Origin of the sequence: Serratia sp. CC22-02 (assembly GCF_900182895.1) — a bacterium.
Taxonomy (GTDB): Bacteria; Pseudomonadota; Gammaproteobacteria; order Enterobacterales; family Enterobacteriaceae; genus Serratia; species Serratia nevei.
The window spans coordinates 53,707-68,701 of the sequence record NZ_FXUD01000012.1 but is presented as its reverse complement, the minus strand read 5'-3'; the positions used below and the strand labels follow the sequence as shown (position 1 = coordinate 68,701).

Sequence of the window (14,995 nt, the reverse complement as noted above, 5' to 3'; positions counted from 1 at the left end):
ACGTTGCGCACCACGTGCCAGCCGTAGGCTTCGAAACGCAGGGCGGTGTCGTCGGTGAACCAGCCGTCGACGTGGCCGTCGATGGAGATGCCGTTGTCATCGTAGAAAGCGGTCAGCTTACCGAGCTTGAGGGTGCCGGCCAGAGAGCAGACTTCGTGCGAGATGCCTTCCATCATGCAGCCGTCGCCCATGAAGGCGTAGGTGTGGTGGTCAACGATGTCGTGGCCCGGGCGGTTGAACTGCGCCGCCAGGGTGCGTTCGGCGATGGCGAAGCCGACGGCGTTGGCGATGCCTTGGCCCAGCGGGCCGGTGGTGGTTTCAACGCCTGGGGTGTAGCCGTACTCCGGGTGCCCTGGGGTTTTGGAGTGCAGCTGACGGAAGTTTTCCAGCTCGCGCATCGGCAGGTCGTAGCCGGTGAGGTGCAGGAGGCTGTAAATCAACATGGAGCCGTGGCCGTTGGAGAGCACGAAACGGTCGCGGTCAGCCCAGTGCGGGTTAGTCGGGTTGTGGTTGAGGTAGTCACGCCACAGGACTTCGGCGATGTCCGCCATGCCCATAGGGGCACCCGGGTGGCCGGAATTTGCTTTTTGTACGGCGTCCATGCTGAGTGCGCGGATGGCGTTGGCAAGCTCTTTACGAGAGGACATGTTTTACTCCAGGTCGGATAAAAAAAGCAGTCAAGTTCCCTATTTTCTCAGACTCCACATCACAACGGCAATCCCTAATGCCAAATGAGAGCGAGTTCACCACTTATTAGCACGATTGGACGCTTTTTCGGAATAACACTATTCTCGCCCCGTCTGACGTACACTAGGCTCTTGCGACAAGATTTCCTCCAAGCAAAATGATTCTTTTACCTTGTTACCTTCACAGGAAGATGGCGTTATGAAGATCCGTACCTCTTTGATTGCGTTGGGCATTGCCACCTTGGCAACCGGCTGTCAAAACCTGAATACCGAAACCTTGATGCAGTCCGGCGCCCAGGCATTCCAGGCGGCGACCCTGAGCAACAACGACGTTAAGGCCCTGAGTGATAAATCCTGCGCCGAGATGGACAGCAAGGCACAAATCGCGCCGGCCGACAGCACCTACGCCAAGCGTCTCAACAAAATCGCCGCGGCGCTGGGCGACAACATCAACGGCACCCCGGCCAACTACAAGGTCTACGTGACCAAAGACGTCAACGCCTGGGCAATGGCCAACGGCTGCATCCGCGTCTACAGCGGCCTGATGGACATGATGAACGACAACGAAGTGGAAGGCGTGCTGGGCCATGAAATGGGCCACGTGGCGCTGGGCCACACCCGCAAGGCGATGCAGGTGGCTTACGGCACCGTGGCGCTGCGCACCGCGGCGTCCTCCGCCGGCGGCGTCATCGGCTCGCTGTCGCAGTCGCAGCTGGCAGACATCGGCGAGAAGCTGGTCAGCGCCCAGTTCTCGCAGAAGCAGGAAAGCGAAGCGGATGATTACTCGTTCGATCTGCTGAAAAAACGCGGCATCGATCCGAACGGCCTGGCCACCAGCTTCGAGAAGCTGGCCCAGATGGAAGCCGGCCGCCAGAGCAGCCTGTTCGACGACCACCCTTCTTCCCAAGCGCGTGCGCAGCACATCCGCGACCGCATCGCGGCAGAGAAATAATCACGAAAACGCCCGGCATCGCCGGGCGTTTTTTATCGTATTAATACAGCGTTTTCTGCGGCGGCCCGGCGAAAGTCAGCGGCCCGACCTGTTTCATGTCCACCTCGACCACCGACGGCCCTGGGTAGTTGATCGCTTCGGCCAGCACGCCGTTGAACTGTGCCGCTGCGTCCACCTTCCAGGCTTTCAGCCCCATCGCTTCGGCAATCTGGGTGAACGCCGGCGTATGCAGCTCGTTGTAATACTGGCGCCCGGCGAAGTACTTGTCCTGAATGCCGCGCATCACGCCATAACCGCCGTCGTTCATGATCAGCAGGGTGATATTCACCTGTTCCTGCGCCATGGTCGCCAACTCGCCCAGGCCCAGCGCCAGACCACCATCGCCCACCAGCCCCACCACCTTGCGCTGCGGGTTGGCAATCGCGGTGCCGATGGCCATCGGCAGCCCCATACCGATGGCACCCGCCAGCGAGTGAATGTTGCACAGCGGCGAGATCGCCCGGAACAACCGGCTGCCCCAGACGCTGCCGGAAACGGTGATATCGCGTACCAACAGCCCGTCCTGCGGCAGCGCGGCGTCGATGGCGTCGTTGAGTTTGGCGTATTCACCGGACTGCTGGCGCAGCGCGCTCTCCGCCTGCTGCACCGCCCCCGCGATCTCGGCATCCCACTCGGCGTTGACCTTCTCGCCGGGGGCCAGCCGCGCCGCCAGCGCCGCCAGCAGCGCCGCACAGTCGCCGTTGATCTGTTCATCGGCCAGATAGTTGCGGTTGGCCGCCGCCGGATCGATGTCAATCTGCACCAGCGGGCGCGGCAGCGGCAGCGTCCAGGTACGGGTTTCATTGCTGCGCAGGCGCGAACCGGCCACCAGCGTCAGATCGCACTGCGTCAGGATCGCTTCGATGCTCGGTGAGTTATGGAACGCCCGCAGGCTGCGCGGATGGCTGTCCGGCAGAATGCCGCGCCCGTGGGTGCTGGAGATCACCGCCACGCCGGCGTCCGCCAGCTTGCGCACCGCGTCGCCGCAGGCCAAGGCGCCGCCGCCCAACCACAGCAGCGGACGCTTGGCCTGTTTCAGCCGCTGATGCAGCCGTTCCACCGCCGCATCGTCCGCCTTCGGCAGCGGTGCCGGCGCCAACGGCTCGGTCAGCACCGAACGGGAAACCAGGCTGCTTTGAATATCGATCGGGATCTCGACCGCCACCGGGCCGCAGGGCACGGTTTGCGCATCCAGGATCGCCCGTTGGATCACCGCCACCGCCTGCTCCGGCGAATTGACCCGGTAAGCGCGCTTGGAGCAGGCGCGCAGGAAGCCGAGCTGATCGCGGGTTTCATGAATAAAACCGGCGTCGGCGTCCAGATAGGCTTTTTCCACCTGGCCGGTGATATGCAGCAGCGGCGTGTTAGCATTGAGCGCCTCAATCATCGCCCCCACCGCGTTGCCGGCGCCGGCGCCGGTGCTGGTCAACGCTACGCCCAGGCCGGAGAAACGCCCGTGCGCGTCGGCCATGGTGACCGCCCCCGCTTCGCCGCGCGCCGGCACGAAGCGAATTTTATCGCGCTGCCCCACCGCATCGGCGATCGGCAGATTATGAATCGAAATGATGCCGTACATCGCCGACACCGCATACTGTTCCAGAGTCCGGGCTATCGCCTCGCCAACCGTGATTTTATCGCTCATCATCTGCCTTCTTAGGGTATTCGTTATTAGGGTTATGCGTAGAGGTGTCGGCCTAGTCGCTCCAGCGGTTCACCTGATGGCTCAGCGCCAGATACACGCTTTTCTGCTGCATGTAGGCCTTGATGCCGTTCAGGCCCTTTTCGCGGCCCAGCCCGCTTTCCTTGAAACCGCCGAACGGCGTGGAAATCGAGAACGTTTTGTAGGTATTGACCCAGACGGTGCCGGTTTCCAGCCGCTCCGCCAGCGCCATCGCGCGAGGGAAGTCGCGGCTCCAGATGCCGGCCGCCAGGCCGTACACCGAGTCATTGGCCTGTTCGATCAGCTGTTGCTCATCGTCAAACGGCAGCGCCACCAGCACCGGGCCGAAGATCTCTTCCTGGCAGACGCGGGCGTCGTTGTTCAAGCCTTCAATAATGGTCGGCAGGTAATAGCTACCGCTCGCCAGCTGCGGATCGGCCGGCGCTTCGCCGCCGATGATCACCCGGCCGCCCTCCTGCCGCGCCAGCGCCACGTAGTCCGCCACGCTTTGCCGATGTTTGGCGCTGATCAGCGGGCCGAGATGCACGCCCGGCACCAGCGGGTTGCCGATGCGCAGCCCCGCCGTCAGTTCGGTCAAACGCGCCAGCAGCGGCTGATACAGCGAACGATGCACGAACAGCCGCGAACCGGCGATGCACGCCTGGCCGGCGGAGCTGAAAATGCCGTAGCAGATGCCGCGCGCCGCCTGCTCCAGATCGGCGTCCTCCAGCACGATGGTCGGCGATTTGCCGCCCAATTCCAGCGAAGTGGGGATCAGCTTGTCGGCGGCGATGTGCGCCAAATGGCGCCCGGTGCTGGTCCCGCCGGTAAAGGAGATCTTTTTCACCAGCGGATGGCGCGCCAACGCCTCGCCGATCACCGAACCTTTGCCCGGCAACACGCTGAGCAGCCCAGCCGGCAGGCCCGCCTGTTCGAACAACTCGGCCAGCTTCAGCGCCATTAGCGGCGTGGCTTCGGCCGGTTTGAGCACCACCGCGTTGCCCGCCGCCAGCGCCGGCGCCACCTTCTGCATTTCGCTGGCGATCGGCGAGTTCCACGGCGTAATGGCGGCGATCACCCCCATCGGTTGATACTGGCTTATCGTCATCACCTCGGCGCTGCGCGGGGTCGGCAGCTCGCCTTCCAACACCTCGCAGGCGGCCGCGAAGTAGCGCGCGGTCGCCGCCGCGCTGGCCACCAGCCCGCGGGTTTCCGCCAGCGGCTTGCCGTTGTCGCGGGTCTGCAGCTCGGCCAACTGTTCCTGCTGCGCCAGAATCAGGTTGCTGACGCGGTAGAGGATCGAGGCGCGTTGGTGCGGCACCAGCCCACGCCATTCCGGCGCGCGCCAGGCGCGTTCCGCTGCTTCCACCGCCTCGTTCACGTCCTCGACGTTCGCGGCACGCAGCCGCGCGTTGACGCTGCCGTCGGCCGGGAATACCGAAGCCATCTCTTCGCCACGCCCTTCACGCCAGCGCCCGGCGACAAAAATATTCAATCGTTCCATGCTCCGCTCCTGCCGTTCAGGCAATAAAACCGCCGTCCACCAGACGGCGACAGGCTTGTACCGCGCTCAGCGCCGCCAGGGTTGATGTTTTGGGATTGCTCGCCAGCGGGGTGCCGCTCAGCTCGATGTGAAATTCGCCAAAGTCGCCGCACACCTGCAGACGATGGGTATTGCGCCGGGTGGCGGGATCGACCTGCAGGCGTACCCGGGTGGCGTCCATCCCCAGGCCGTTGAGCGCAATGGTGGCCGCCACGTTGGCATTGGCCGGGAACAAACGCGCCGCTTCGCGCGCCGACCCTTCAAAAAATACCTGCGCTTCGCTCACCGCATCGAGGTCGATCAACTGCTCCGCCGGGCTGCCGCGCCAGCTGGCCGGGCTTTTGCTGGCCTGATAGGTCACGCTCTCCAGCCCGCCTTCGCGCGCCGACGCCAGCCCATCCATCCCCGCCACCGCACCGGACAACACGATCAACTGCCCGTGATGGCGGCGGCAAACCTGCTGCAGCCGCTGTTGCAATGCGGCGTCCGCCAGCGCGCCGGTCGAGATCAGCGCCAGCGGCCAACCGCGCTGCAGAACCGCTTCGCCGAACTCCGCCACCGCCTGCTGGCTGGCGCACTCCAGCACCAGATCCGGCCGCTGCAAACACTGCTCGGGATGGGTCAACGCCTGCACCCGCCCGCCAAAGGCCTCGGCGATCGCCGCATGATGAGCCGCGCGCGCCAGGATCCAACCGACCTCCACGCCTTCCGGCAAACGGGCGATCACTTCCTTCGCCATCGCGCCGTAGCCAATCATCATGATCTTCTTCATCTTTATCGGCCCCTGCTACACATGGCGGTTAAAGCCGCCGGATACGTCCAGCGCCGCGCCGGTGGTAAAGGAAGCCAGCGGCGAAGCGAGGAACAGCAGCGCCTGCGCCGGCTCCTGCGGCTTGCCGAGGCGCTTCATCGGGATGCCGCGGCGTTCGGCGATCGCCGCCGTCCACTGCTCCCAGCTTTGATCTTTATCGCTGCGCTCGTCGAAACGGCGGCGCCATTGGCCCGACTCCACCATCCCCAGCAAGATCGAGTTAACGCGAATGCCTTTGCCCACCAGCTCTTTCGACAGCGTCAGCGTCATGTTGAGCAGCGCGGCGCGCGCCGCCGAGGTGGCGATCATGTGTTCTTCCGGCTGCAGCGCCAGCAGTGAGTTCACGCAGGTGATCGACGCGATCGTCGACCGTTCCAGCGCCGGTAAGAACGCCTGCACCGGGTTGATCACGCCGAACAGCTTCAGCTCGGCCTCATGCAGCCAGGCTTCGCGCGGCGTTTGGTCAAAATGGGCGACGAAGCCCTGACCGGCGTTGTTGATCAGCAGATCCACGCCGCCGAAATGCGCCGTCACCTGGTCAGCGAACTGCGCCACCTGCTGCGCGTCCAGTACGTCGCAGCGCAGCGCCAGGATCTCCGCCTGCGGAAACTCCGCACGCAGGCTGGCTGCTGCGCCGGCCAGTTTGTCCGGATCGCGGCCGCAGAACGCCACCTTCGCCCCTTCGGCCAGCAGCAGTTTCAGGGTTTCGAAACCGATGCCCGACGAGCCGCCGGTCACCACCGCCACCCGATTCTCAAGCTGAAAATTCATCGTTGGATTGCTCCCGTAAAGTCCCGCAGATAGCGGTTGAAACACGCCGGCGCGTCGAGGTAGCTGGCATGGCCGGCGGCGGCGATCAAACGCAGCGTCGCGTCCTGCTCACGTGCCAGCTCGGCCGCCTTCTCCGGCGGCGTAATGCGATCCTGTTCACCGCACCAGATTTCCAGAGGGCCGCGATAGCGCGCCAGATAGCGGCCGATATCGTCGTTGGCCAGCATCCAGGCTGCGCTCAGAAAACCGTCGGGATCGAGCTGCTGCATGCCGTTGCGCACCCAGGCGATATCCTGCAGATCCGCCCCTTCACGCAGCAATGCCGCCGCCCGCTGCTCGCCGTAGCCCACCGGCCCCAGCGTCTCTATCATCTGTTGGCGCTGGCCGTACACCTGCCGACGTTTTTCCTCCGGCGCCGTGGCATAGCCCTGCGCCGGATCCGCCAACACCAATCCACATAACCCGTCCGGATAGCCGGCGGCATAGGCGCTGCCGATCAGCGCCCCCAGCGAATGGCCGACGATCAGCGGCTGCGCCAGCTGCAGCTCATCAATCAGCGCCGCCAACGCCGCCGCATAACCGGCGGCATCGGCCTGAGGATCCGCCAACGGCAGGCTGCCGCCGTAGCCCGGCGCATCCCACGCCAACAGACGGTGGCCGTCCGTCAGGCCGCTATCGTTGAGCTGCTTGATCCACGAGGCCGATCCGGAGCTGATGCCGTGCAGCAATACCACCGGCCGCCCCTGCCCGGCCTCGCGCCAGCTCAGGGTATACGCCCCGCAGCGCGCCCGTTGGCGTTGCGCCAGGCCGTTCATCAGTTGCGCTTCACTTTGGACAGCGGGTGATCCGCCGGATAGGTCGGGATCTCCGGCTTGGCGGTGCCGAGCATCACGCACATCAGCGCCTCTTCCTCGCCGTGGTTGAACAGGCCGCGATACACCCCCGCCGGCACCGAGATCAGATCGCGCTCTTTCAGCCGGGTTTCGTAATACTCTTCCCCATCCTGAATCATCAGCGTGATGCTGCCTTTCAGCATGAAGAACACTTCTTCCACGTCGTCGTGCAGGTGCAGCGGGCCCTCGCACTTCGACGGCAGCACCATGGTGGAGAAGGTGAAATTGCCCGCCGGAATGGTGTTGGCGTCGCTGGCCACGCCGGTAGCGCCGGTACCGATGTAGCGCATCTGCGCACGGCGGTATTTCGGGTCAAAGTCGGCCTGGAACTTCAGCGCGTTCCAGTCGTATTTACGGCCTTCGAAACGGGCGATGCGCGACTCCACCCAATTTTCCATCGACAGATCCTGCGGCTTGACGCCGGCTTTGTTCTCAACCTGAGACATGTTGTCACTCCTCTGTTGAATCGATTGATTAATCAGTACTTTCTCAGTAACGGCAGCAGAATGAGGCAGCCGACGAAAGCCATCACCACCAGGAACAGCAGGCCGTTATCCATATTGCCGGTGGCGGCGATCAACGCCCCCATCAGCACCGGCGCCAGCGCGCCGGCAAAATTGCCCAACCCGTTGAAGATACCGCCGGCGGTAGCGCTGACCTTGCTGCTGGTCGCCTTCGCCAACAGCGCGAAAATATTCGGCGCGCCGGCGCCCCACATAAAGGTGCTGAAGGCCATGGCGGCGATCACGCTGTAGGTGCCCTGCAGGTGCAGCACCACCGCCAGACCGAGGCCGGCACCGCACAGCGACAGGAAGCAGGCCAGCGCGCGCCGATCCAGCTTGTCCGACAGCCAGGCGCCCAGCACTTCGCCGAGCAGCATGGCGATGAACGGCAGCGAAGAGAGATAACCGGCATGCTCCAGATGAATGCCTTTCCCCTTGATCAGGTAGCTCGGCAACCAGCCGTTCATGCCCCACAGGTAGGTCAGGAAGGCGATGTTGAACAGGCAGATCATCCAAAAGTGCGGGCTGCGCAGCAGCTCGCGGCGATGCTGTTGGCGTTCCGACACCGCCGGCTTGGTCGCCGCCGCCGGGCGCGCGACGTTCAGGTGGCGCATGCCGAACAGCACCAGCAACATCACCGGCAACGTCAGAAACGCCATAAAGAAGAAGGTGGCCTGCCAGTCGAAGGTACTGAGGATGTACAGGGTGACCGGGAAGCCAAGCGCGGCGCCCAGCGGCGTGCCGAGCAGCCACAGCATGGTGGCGCGCGCCTGCAGCTGCGGCGGGAAGGCCTGACGAATAATGGCGTAGGCCATCTGCAGCAGCGGCCCTTCGGCGATACCGAGCAGAATGCGCAGCGTCATCATGGCGTGATAGGAACGCACCATCCCCATCAACACCATCAGCACGCCCCACACCACCATCATGCCAATCAATACCTTGACCGGATTAAGCCGATCGCCGATGCCGCTGAGCAGCATCGAGGAAATGCCGTAGGAGAACAGAAACGCGCTCATCAGCAAGCCCAGCCGCGCCGGGTCAAAACCGATCCCTAACGCCTGCTGGAACTCGCTATCGGAAAACAGCGCCGCGATGCTGATCTTGTCGAAAAACGCCAACAGCACGCAGGCAAACAGCGCGATCGGCACCGACCAGCGCACCCGCTGCTGCGGATTTTCGGCAACGGCTTCCCCCGCCCGTCCAGCGCGGGCGTCAATGTCTTGCGTAGTCATAAAACGCTCCCGAGGTTCGGGCGTTATTTCAACGCCATCAAAGAAAACTCCGCATCCGCCAACTGCTGCGGATCCAGCACCCGGCCGCTCGCCAACCAACGCTTGCCGAGCTTGATGGTGCGCGCGTCGTTGAACGCCACCATCTGCACCAGCTGCCGATCGGCGTTCAGCGTGAAGAACACCTGCGACTGCGGCGTGCGGCGCACCACATGGTGCACGCCGCCACTCGGCACGCCGAGGATCTGGATATTAGCGTCGTATTGATCCGACCAAAGCCAGGCCACGTCGTCATACGGGGCGGCGAAGGCGTCGAGCATCGCACAGGCGGTGCTGATGGCCTGATTTTGTGCGTAGGCCCAGGACTGCAGGCACAGGCCAAGCGTCGGGTGGCGCGCCACATCGCCGGCGGCGAAGATCGCCGGATGGCTGGTGCGCCCCTGGCCGTCGACCACGATGCCGGAGTCGATCGCCAGCCCGGCGCTGCGCGCCAGTTCGAGATTCAGCTCGACACCGATCCCCACCACCACCAGATCGAAGGCCTGCGGATCGCTGACTTCGCTGCCGATCCAGGCGGTGCCGTCGCGATCTTCCAGCGAGATCTCGCCGCAGCCGCACAGCACCGTGACGCCCTGCTGGCGATGCAGTTCGAGCAACGCCTGTGAGACGTCGGCGCCGACGCTGCGCATGCACAGCGCAGGCTGGCGTTCAAACACCGTCACCTCGGCGCCGAGACGGCGCGCGGAAGCGGCGATCTCCAGCCCGATCCAACCGCCGCCGACGATCGCCAGGCGACGGCAGCCCTGCAGGCCCTGCCGCAACCGGGCCGCATCGTCCCAGGAACGCAGCGTCATCACGCGCGGGTGCTGCGCCCAGGCGGCGCTCGGCACACGCGGCCGTCCGCCGGTGGCGATCAGCAACTGCTCGAACTGCAGCCGTTGCCCGTCGCTGAGCGTGACGATTTGCTGTTCTGCATCGATGGACTCGGCGCGCAGCGGGCGACGCCAGTCGATATTCAGCTCCGCCACCGCCTGTTCGCTGAACAGCCGGCTGAGGGGAGCCGCGGCATCCAGCAGCGCCGCTTTCGACAGCGGCGGCCGCTCGTAAAAATCGTAGGGTTCGTCGCTGACAACCGTCAGCCGGCCGCTGTAACCGCGATCGCGCAGCGTCTTGGCCGCCCAGCCGCCGGCCTGGCCGCCGCCGACGATGACGATGCCCGCGTGTTCCGGCCGGTTCATAACGCCTCCGCCTTTTTATGCTGGCGGCGCGTGTCGTGATCGATGCCGCCCTCTACCGCCCATTCGGTGAAGGAGACCAATGAATGCTCCAGCTCGCGTGGCTGCCAGTTTTCCGTCAGATAATCGTCGTTGGTGTAGTACTCGAACGCGCCGCCGGTCGGGCTGTTGACGTACCAGAAATAGGCCGAGGAGATCGGGTGGCGGCCGGGGCCGATAAAGGTGCTCCACTTCTCTTTGTTCATGGCGATGCCGCCGCCGATCACTTCGTGGATATCGCGCACGGTGAACGCCACGTGGTTCAGGCCCCGTGGGCGGTTCGGCAGCTTCAGCAGGAACAGGTTATGGTGGCCGCCGCGCGCCTGGGTGCGCAGGAAGACGGCGCGATCGATATAGCGATCGGAAACCTGGAAATCCAACAGCTCGCGATAGAAACGCTCGGTCGCCGCCAGATCCTCAACGAAGAACACCACGTGGCCGATGTTGATCGGCTGCGCCTGCGAATAGACCGGGCTGGGTTGATCGATGCGGCGCACGTCGCCCCATTGGTTGATCGGCGTGACCGGCACCTCGACCGCCTGCTGGCGGCTGACGACGAAGCGCAGCGTCATGCCGTTGGGATCGAGGCATTCCAGCTCTTCTCCCACCTGACGGAAGCCGGGCATCAGCGCCAAACGCGGCTGCAGGCGCGCCAGCTCGGCGGGCGAGGCCACGCCCCAGGTCATGCGGCGCAGGGTAGAACCGCCTTCAAACGCCGCAGGCAGCGCCGCGCTTTGCAACGGATGCAAGACAACCCGCGCCCCGCTCAGGGTAGTGAATTCGCGCTGCGGTTCGCCCCAATGTTGCGTGGCGGGCTGCAGGCCGAAGTCTTGCATGAATTTTTCGCAGGTTGGCAGATCTTCGACGCCAAATTCCAATTTTTCGATTCCGATTACGCTCATTGTTCAGCCTCACGTTCTCGCTGCATACGGTTTTCAGGCATGAGTGAACCCCGGCCCCTGTTTGCTACGGGCCTTATCCCTGCCTGAGTAAAAGAGTCGGTCCTGTCGGTTAGCCGACGTTGGCCTGCGGCGGCGCGCCGAGGAAGCCGGAAATTTTCTCCGCCGCGTCGCGCACTTCCATGCGCAGCCGCTCGCGATCCGCTTTCGGGATCTCATCGGACGGCACCATGATGCTGACCACCGCCTCGACCCGCTGCTCGCGGTTGAAGATCGGGTAGACGATCGAGGAGATGCCGTGGCGGAAGAACGATTCGCCGATCACATAGCCGCGCGCTTTGTCTTGTTGCACCATCTGCCACAGCGTTTCGCGATCCGCCGGGGTGCCCGGCGCATTGCCCGGCAGCTGCGCGTCCGGATAAAGTTGTTCGAACTCGCTGCGGGTGGCGCTGGTCAACAGCATGCGACCCAGAGAGGTTTGGTGCACCGGCAAACGGGTGCCGACGCTGACCTGATTGATTTGCGAACCGGCGGCGCTGACGCGGGCGATGTAAATAACGTCGCGCCCGTCTCGGATCGCCAGATGGCTGCTGCACTGGCTGCGATCGCGCAGCTGCTCGATCACCGGCTGGCCAGCCTGCGCCACGTCCAGCGACGCGATGTATTCGAAGCCGAGGCGCAGCACCTTGATGCCGAGCGCAAAGGTGTTGGTGCGCGGATTGCGCTCCAAAAAGCCCAGGTGCTCGAGCGTCTGCACCACGCGGTAAGCGGTGGCCTTCGGCATATCGACCAGGCGATGCAACTCGGCGAAAGTCATTTCCTTATGCTGCTCGCCAAACGCCAGCAGCAACTGCAACCCGCGATCCAGTCCCGGGATCAGATACTTACATGCTTGCTCGTCCGCCATCTCTCGCTCCTGCGCTGTGCGCCTGCCCTGCGGGCCTCAGTTGAATACGAAGCCGCCGTTGACCGGCAGCAGTTGGCCGGTGACGAAATCCGCCAGCGACGACAGCAGATAAAGCACCGTACCGTTCACATCGTCCGGATGCTGCGCCCCGGCCAGCGCGCGCCCCTGCTCATACAGCTGATGGCGCTCGGCGGGCACATACTCGGTGGCTTCCACCCGCGTCAGGCCCGGTGCGATGGCGTTGACGCAGATCCCCTGCGGGCCCAGTTCGCGCGCCATCGATCGGGTCATCGCGATCAACGCGCCTTTGCTGGCGACATAGGCCATCAGGCGCGGCGCGCCCCACAGCGCAGTGTCCGACGCCACGTTGACGATCTTGGCGTGCGGATTGCGCGCCAGCAGCGGCACCGCCGCCTGACTCACCAGCCAGGTGCCGCGCACGTTGACCTGCATCACCCGATCCCACAGATCGATATCGTATTCCATCATGGTTTTGCCGCCGACGCCGGTCGCCAGCGCCGCGTTGTTTACCAGGCCGTCGATCCCGCCGCCAGCGGCGATCTTCTCGAACGCCGAGCGGATCGAATCCGGTGACGCCAGATCGATCGTCTGCGTTTCCACCTGAGCGCCCTGCTCGCGCAGCGCGGCACCGCTCGCCGCCAGTTCATCCGCCAGAATGTCGCACATCACCACCTGCGCGCCGGCGGCGGCGATGGCGGCAGCGAAGCTGTAGCCCAGACCGCGCGCCGCCCCGGTGACCACGATACGTTTACCGTTCAGCAGGCCGTTCACTGCGCCGCCTCCCGCTCACGCAACGTCGCCAGCTGTTTCTGCGCCTCTTTCTGCATCAGGCGACGCAGGCGAGAAAGACCGACGTCGTGCTGGTACAGGTATTCGCGGCCGCGGGCGTTAGGCGCCATGTTCTCAAGCACGATGCGATCCTGCTCGAGCACGTCCCAATGCAATGATTCCAGGCGGTTGCGGTACATGAAGCGCCACATGTCACGCTGCCAGTCTTTGACCTTACGGATGCGCCAGAAGAAGACCCGGCAGTGATCCTTGTCTTCCGGCACCACCATGCCGATGATCCAGAAGTGGCCACCTGGCCCGAAGCGCTTCTTGTATGGGATCGACAGGCGCATCCAATAGGCGCCGCTGCTGCCGAACTCCACCCAGTCGAAGTTGACGCCGATCTGGCCGTTCTTCTTGAAGATAAACCCGCTGTCGGTCGGCTCCAGCCCCATATCCGCCTTGCGATCTCCTTCCGCCATCGAGTGAGAGGAAGAGTGCAGGTAGGTGCCGTGCATCGGATCCATCACGTTTTCCAGGGCGTATTGGTAGTTGCAGTTCCAGCTGGCGGTGCACAGGAAGTTGCTGTACGAGGCTTCGTCCGCCAGTTCTTGCGGGAAAGTCAGCGCCGCCGGCGTTTCATCCGCCGTCACGCCGAAATAGAGGAACACTGCGCCGTAGGCTTCTTTGGCCGGGTAAGACCGCAGGCATTTTTGCCCCACCAGCGGGCAGCGATCCACTGCCGGCACATCTTTCACCGTACCGTCGCCGCCGACCTCTACCCCGTGGTACCAGCAGGCGATGCGATCGCCGAGGTTCCACCCCATGGAAAGCCGCGCGCCGCGGTGCGGGCAGCGGTCTTCCAGCGCATGGATCTGGCCTTCGCCGTCGCGCCATACCACGATTTGCTGCTCCAGACGGGTGATGCCGACCGGGTTGTTGCCCACTTCCCAGCTGGCCAGCACCGGATACCACATGCCGCGCAACCCCTGGTCAAGATAGTCCTGCAAGCTCTGTTCGGAGGATGTTGTGTTTGCTGTCATTGTCTTCTCCCGGAGGTGGCTCAGAAACCGTTAACGTGAAGGAATTCGCGGAACGTCGCCTCATTCCACGGCTGGCCGCTGCGATCGAACAGGCGGCGCTGATTCAACGCGCTGACGATCTGCTCCAGCTCTTCCGCGCCCTGATCGAAGATCGTTTCCAGCGCCGCCACCAGGGCGGCTTCGAAACCGTCCGGCACACGAGCGCGGTTTTGCCAGATGACATTGCGGAACTGGCCCGGCTGATGGATTTGACCGTTGCCGCCTTCGCGGGCCGGCGTCACCTGTTGGGTGTCCGGCAGCCAGGGATTGAAATCGGTGATGTGCTGCATGATTACTCCTCCGCGATAAAGGTGATCTGGATTTGGTTGTCGACCACCCGGGTGGGATAGGTTTGCAGATCGCGGCCGCCCGGCTCGCGCAGACACTGGCCGGTGCGCACGTCAAACAGCGCTTCGTGCAGCGGGCACTCAACCTTGCCGTCGTCTACAAACCCCTGGCTGAGCAAGGCATAAGCATGCGGGCAAACGTCTTCCAACGCGTAGTAGTTACCGTCGAGCAGGTACACCCCGATCTCTTTTCCTTCCACTTTGCCGGAGAAAGGAAAATCTTCTTTCACCTGAGACACTTCGCACACATTCTTCCAGCTCATTGCTTTTGTCCTCTATCTGATTGTTTCATATATGAAACTCAGTTTCTTATTTAATACAGCCACTATAGGTCTGGCGAAACTTTCGTCAAGCGGGCGGTACGGCAAATGTTAATGAAAGGTTGTTTAAAAATGACAAATGCGGGAAGGATCACGAAATCATGCACCGATATGAAAAACCTATGTCAGTTGTGCGCTCTCCCGCTAATTTATGGCAAAAAATGCGTTTATTCCGACGACGCATTGCGCGTAAAAGTGTTTTCTCACTGTCTTCCACATCCTATTTGATAACAATAAATTTACATCAATCAGCCTCATCCCCCGCGTTTGTGCGCAATGGCATCCGCGGG

General features: G+C 63.4%; 16 protein-coding genes. 1 reads left to right on the top strand and 15 read right to left on the bottom strand.

What is annotated here, in order from left to right:
• Positions 1 to 647: thiamine pyrophosphate-binding protein (locus QOL81_RS24410; protein ID WP_502950669.1), on the bottom strand; the 647-nt coding region annotated here is incomplete at its 3' end.
• A 238-nt stretch (positions 648 to 885) separates the two neighbouring features.
• Between QOL81_RS24410 and loiP the strand changes: the two genes are divergently transcribed.
• A complete protein-coding gene (gene loiP, locus QOL81_RS24405; protein WP_019456034.1) occupies positions 886 to 1,638 on the top strand; it encodes a metalloprotease LoiP in 753 nt (250 codons plus the stop codon).
• A 40-nt stretch (positions 1,639 to 1,678) separates the two neighbouring features.
• Here the strand turns inward: loiP and QOL81_RS24400 are convergent, their stop codons facing one another.
• The 14 genes from QOL81_RS24400 to QOL81_RS24335 all read right to left on the bottom strand — a co-directional run bounded on the left by QOL81_RS24400 (position 1,679) and on the right by QOL81_RS24335 (position 14,648).
• Entirely contained in the window at positions 1,679 to 3,319 is a 1,641-nt protein-coding gene (locus tag QOL81_RS24400) for a thiamine pyrophosphate-binding protein (protein WP_070913742.1), read from the bottom strand.
• 52 nt (positions 3,320 to 3,371) lie between these two features.
• Complete coding sequence (locus tag QOL81_RS24395) at positions 3,372 to 4,841, bottom strand: aldehyde dehydrogenase (protein ID WP_047570600.1); 1,470 nt, start codon at positions 4,839 to 4,841, stop codon at positions 3,372 to 3,374.
• A gap of 16 nt (positions 4,842 to 4,857) precedes the next feature.
• Positions 4,858 to 5,652 carry an aspartate dehydrogenase gene (locus QOL81_RS24390; protein WP_060441057.1) on the bottom strand — a complete coding sequence of 265 codons (795 nt, stop codon included), beginning with the start codon at positions 5,650 to 5,652 and terminating at the stop codon, positions 4,858 to 4,860.
• Between the two features lie 15 nt (positions 5,653 to 5,667).
• Positions 5,668 to 6,462 carry an SDR family oxidoreductase gene (locus tag QOL81_RS24385; protein ID WP_047570596.1) on the bottom strand — a complete coding sequence of 265 codons (795 nt, stop codon included), beginning with the start codon at positions 6,460 to 6,462 and terminating at the stop codon, positions 5,668 to 5,670.
• Complete coding sequence (locus tag QOL81_RS24380) at positions 6,459 to 7,277, bottom strand: alpha/beta fold hydrolase (protein ID WP_283440118.1); 819 nt, start codon at positions 7,275 to 7,277, stop codon at positions 6,459 to 6,461. The genes QOL81_RS24385 and QOL81_RS24380 overlap by 4 nt, the downstream gene beginning before the upstream one ends.
• On the bottom strand, positions 7,277 to 7,801 hold the full coding sequence (locus QOL81_RS24375) for a cupin domain-containing protein (protein ID WP_004937634.1): 525 nt from the start codon (positions 7,799 to 7,801) through the stop codon (positions 7,277 to 7,279). Before QOL81_RS24375 ends, QOL81_RS24380 begins: the two co-directional genes overlap by 1 nt.
• A 32-nt stretch (positions 7,802 to 7,833) precedes the next feature.
• Positions 7,834 to 9,090, bottom strand: coding sequence for an MFS transporter (locus tag QOL81_RS24370; protein WP_283440117.1), 1,257 nt, complete (start codon positions 9,088 to 9,090; stop codon positions 7,834 to 7,836).
• A 23-nt stretch (positions 9,091 to 9,113) separates the two neighbouring features.
• Positions 9,114 to 10,325, bottom strand: coding sequence for an NAD(P)/FAD-dependent oxidoreductase (locus QOL81_RS24365; protein ID WP_060422706.1), 1,212 nt, complete (start codon positions 10,323 to 10,325; stop codon positions 9,114 to 9,116).
• Positions 10,322 to 11,263 (bottom strand): VOC family protein, encoded by a 942-nt coding sequence (locus tag QOL81_RS24360; protein WP_049195187.1) that lies wholly within the window; start codon positions 11,261 to 11,263, stop codon positions 10,322 to 10,324. The genes QOL81_RS24365 and QOL81_RS24360 overlap by 4 nt, the downstream gene beginning before the upstream one ends.
• A 109-nt stretch (positions 11,264 to 11,372) precedes the next feature.
• Entirely contained in the window at positions 11,373 to 12,167 is a 795-nt protein-coding gene (locus tag QOL81_RS24355) for an IclR family transcriptional regulator (protein WP_004937625.1), read from the bottom strand.
• A 36-nt stretch (positions 12,168 to 12,203) separates the two neighbouring features.
• On the bottom strand, positions 12,204 to 12,959 hold the full coding sequence (locus tag QOL81_RS24350; RefSeq protein ID WP_047729877.1) for an SDR family oxidoreductase: 756 nt from the start codon (positions 12,957 to 12,959) through the stop codon (positions 12,204 to 12,206).
• Positions 12,956 to 13,999 (bottom strand): Rieske 2Fe-2S domain-containing protein, encoded by a 1,044-nt coding sequence (locus QOL81_RS24345; RefSeq protein ID WP_070913735.1) that lies wholly within the window; start codon positions 13,997 to 13,999, stop codon positions 12,956 to 12,958. The genes QOL81_RS24350 and QOL81_RS24345 overlap by 4 nt, the downstream gene beginning before the upstream one ends.
• Positions 14,000 to 14,019: 20 nt before the next feature.
• Positions 14,020 to 14,328, bottom strand: a complete 309-nt coding sequence (locus QOL81_RS24340; protein ID WP_047729876.1) for a recombinase-like helix-turn-helix domain-containing protein — start codon at positions 14,326 to 14,328, stop codon at positions 14,020 to 14,022.
• 2 nt (positions 14,329 to 14,330) lie between these two features.
• Entirely contained in the window at positions 14,331 to 14,648 is a 318-nt protein-coding gene (locus tag QOL81_RS24335) for a non-heme iron oxygenase ferredoxin subunit (RefSeq protein ID WP_004937614.1), read from the bottom strand.
• Positions 14,649 to 14,995: the final 347 nt, after the last annotated feature.

Bases quoted from the DNA above. Each gene is read 5' to 3' on its own strand.
- loiP (WP_019456034.1), top strand. From the start codon at position 886: ATGAAGATCCGTACCTCTTTGATTGCGTTGGGCATTGCCACCTTGGCA.
- QOL81_RS24400 (WP_070913742.1), bottom strand. From the start codon at position 3,319: ATGAGCGATAAAATCACGGTTGGCGAGGCGATAGCCCGGACTCTGGAA.
- QOL81_RS24395 (WP_047570600.1), bottom strand. From the start codon at position 4,841: ATGGAACGATTGAATATTTTTGTCGCCGGGCGCTGGCGTGAAGGGCGT.
- QOL81_RS24390 (WP_060441057.1), bottom strand. From the start codon at position 5,652: ATGAAGAAGATCATGATGATTGGCTACGGCGCGATGGCGAAGGAAGTG.
- QOL81_RS24385 (WP_047570596.1), bottom strand. From the start codon at position 6,462: ATGAATTTTCAGCTTGAGAATCGGGTGGCGGTGGTGACCGGCGGCTCG.
- QOL81_RS24380 (WP_283440118.1), bottom strand. From the start codon at position 7,277: ATGAACGGCCTGGCGCAACGCCAACGGGCGCGCTGCGGGGCGTATACC.
- QOL81_RS24375 (WP_004937634.1), bottom strand. From the start codon at position 7,801: ATGTCTCAGGTTGAGAACAAAGCCGGCGTCAAGCCGCAGGATCTGTCG.
- QOL81_RS24370 (WP_283440117.1), bottom strand. From the start codon at position 9,090: ATGACTACGCAAGACATTGACGCCCGCGCTGGACGGGCGGGGGAAGCC.
- QOL81_RS24365 (WP_060422706.1), bottom strand. From the start codon at position 10,325: ATGAACCGGCCGGAACACGCGGGCATCGTCATCGTCGGCGGCGGCCAG.
- QOL81_RS24360 (WP_049195187.1), bottom strand. From the start codon at position 11,263: ATGAGCGTAATCGGAATCGAAAAATTGGAATTTGGCGTCGAAGATCTG.
- QOL81_RS24355 (WP_004937625.1), bottom strand. From the start codon at position 12,167: ATGGCGGACGAGCAAGCATGTAAGTATCTGATCCCGGGACTGGATCGC.
- QOL81_RS24345 (WP_070913735.1), bottom strand. From the start codon at position 13,999: ATGACAGCAAACACAACATCCTCCGAACAGAGCTTGCAGGACTATCTT.
- QOL81_RS24340 (WP_047729876.1), bottom strand. From the start codon at position 14,328: ATGCAGCACATCACCGATTTCAATCCCTGGCTGCCGGACACCCAACAG.
- QOL81_RS24335 (WP_004937614.1), bottom strand. From the start codon at position 14,648: ATGAGCTGGAAGAATGTGTGCGAAGTGTCTCAGGTGAAAGAAGATTTT.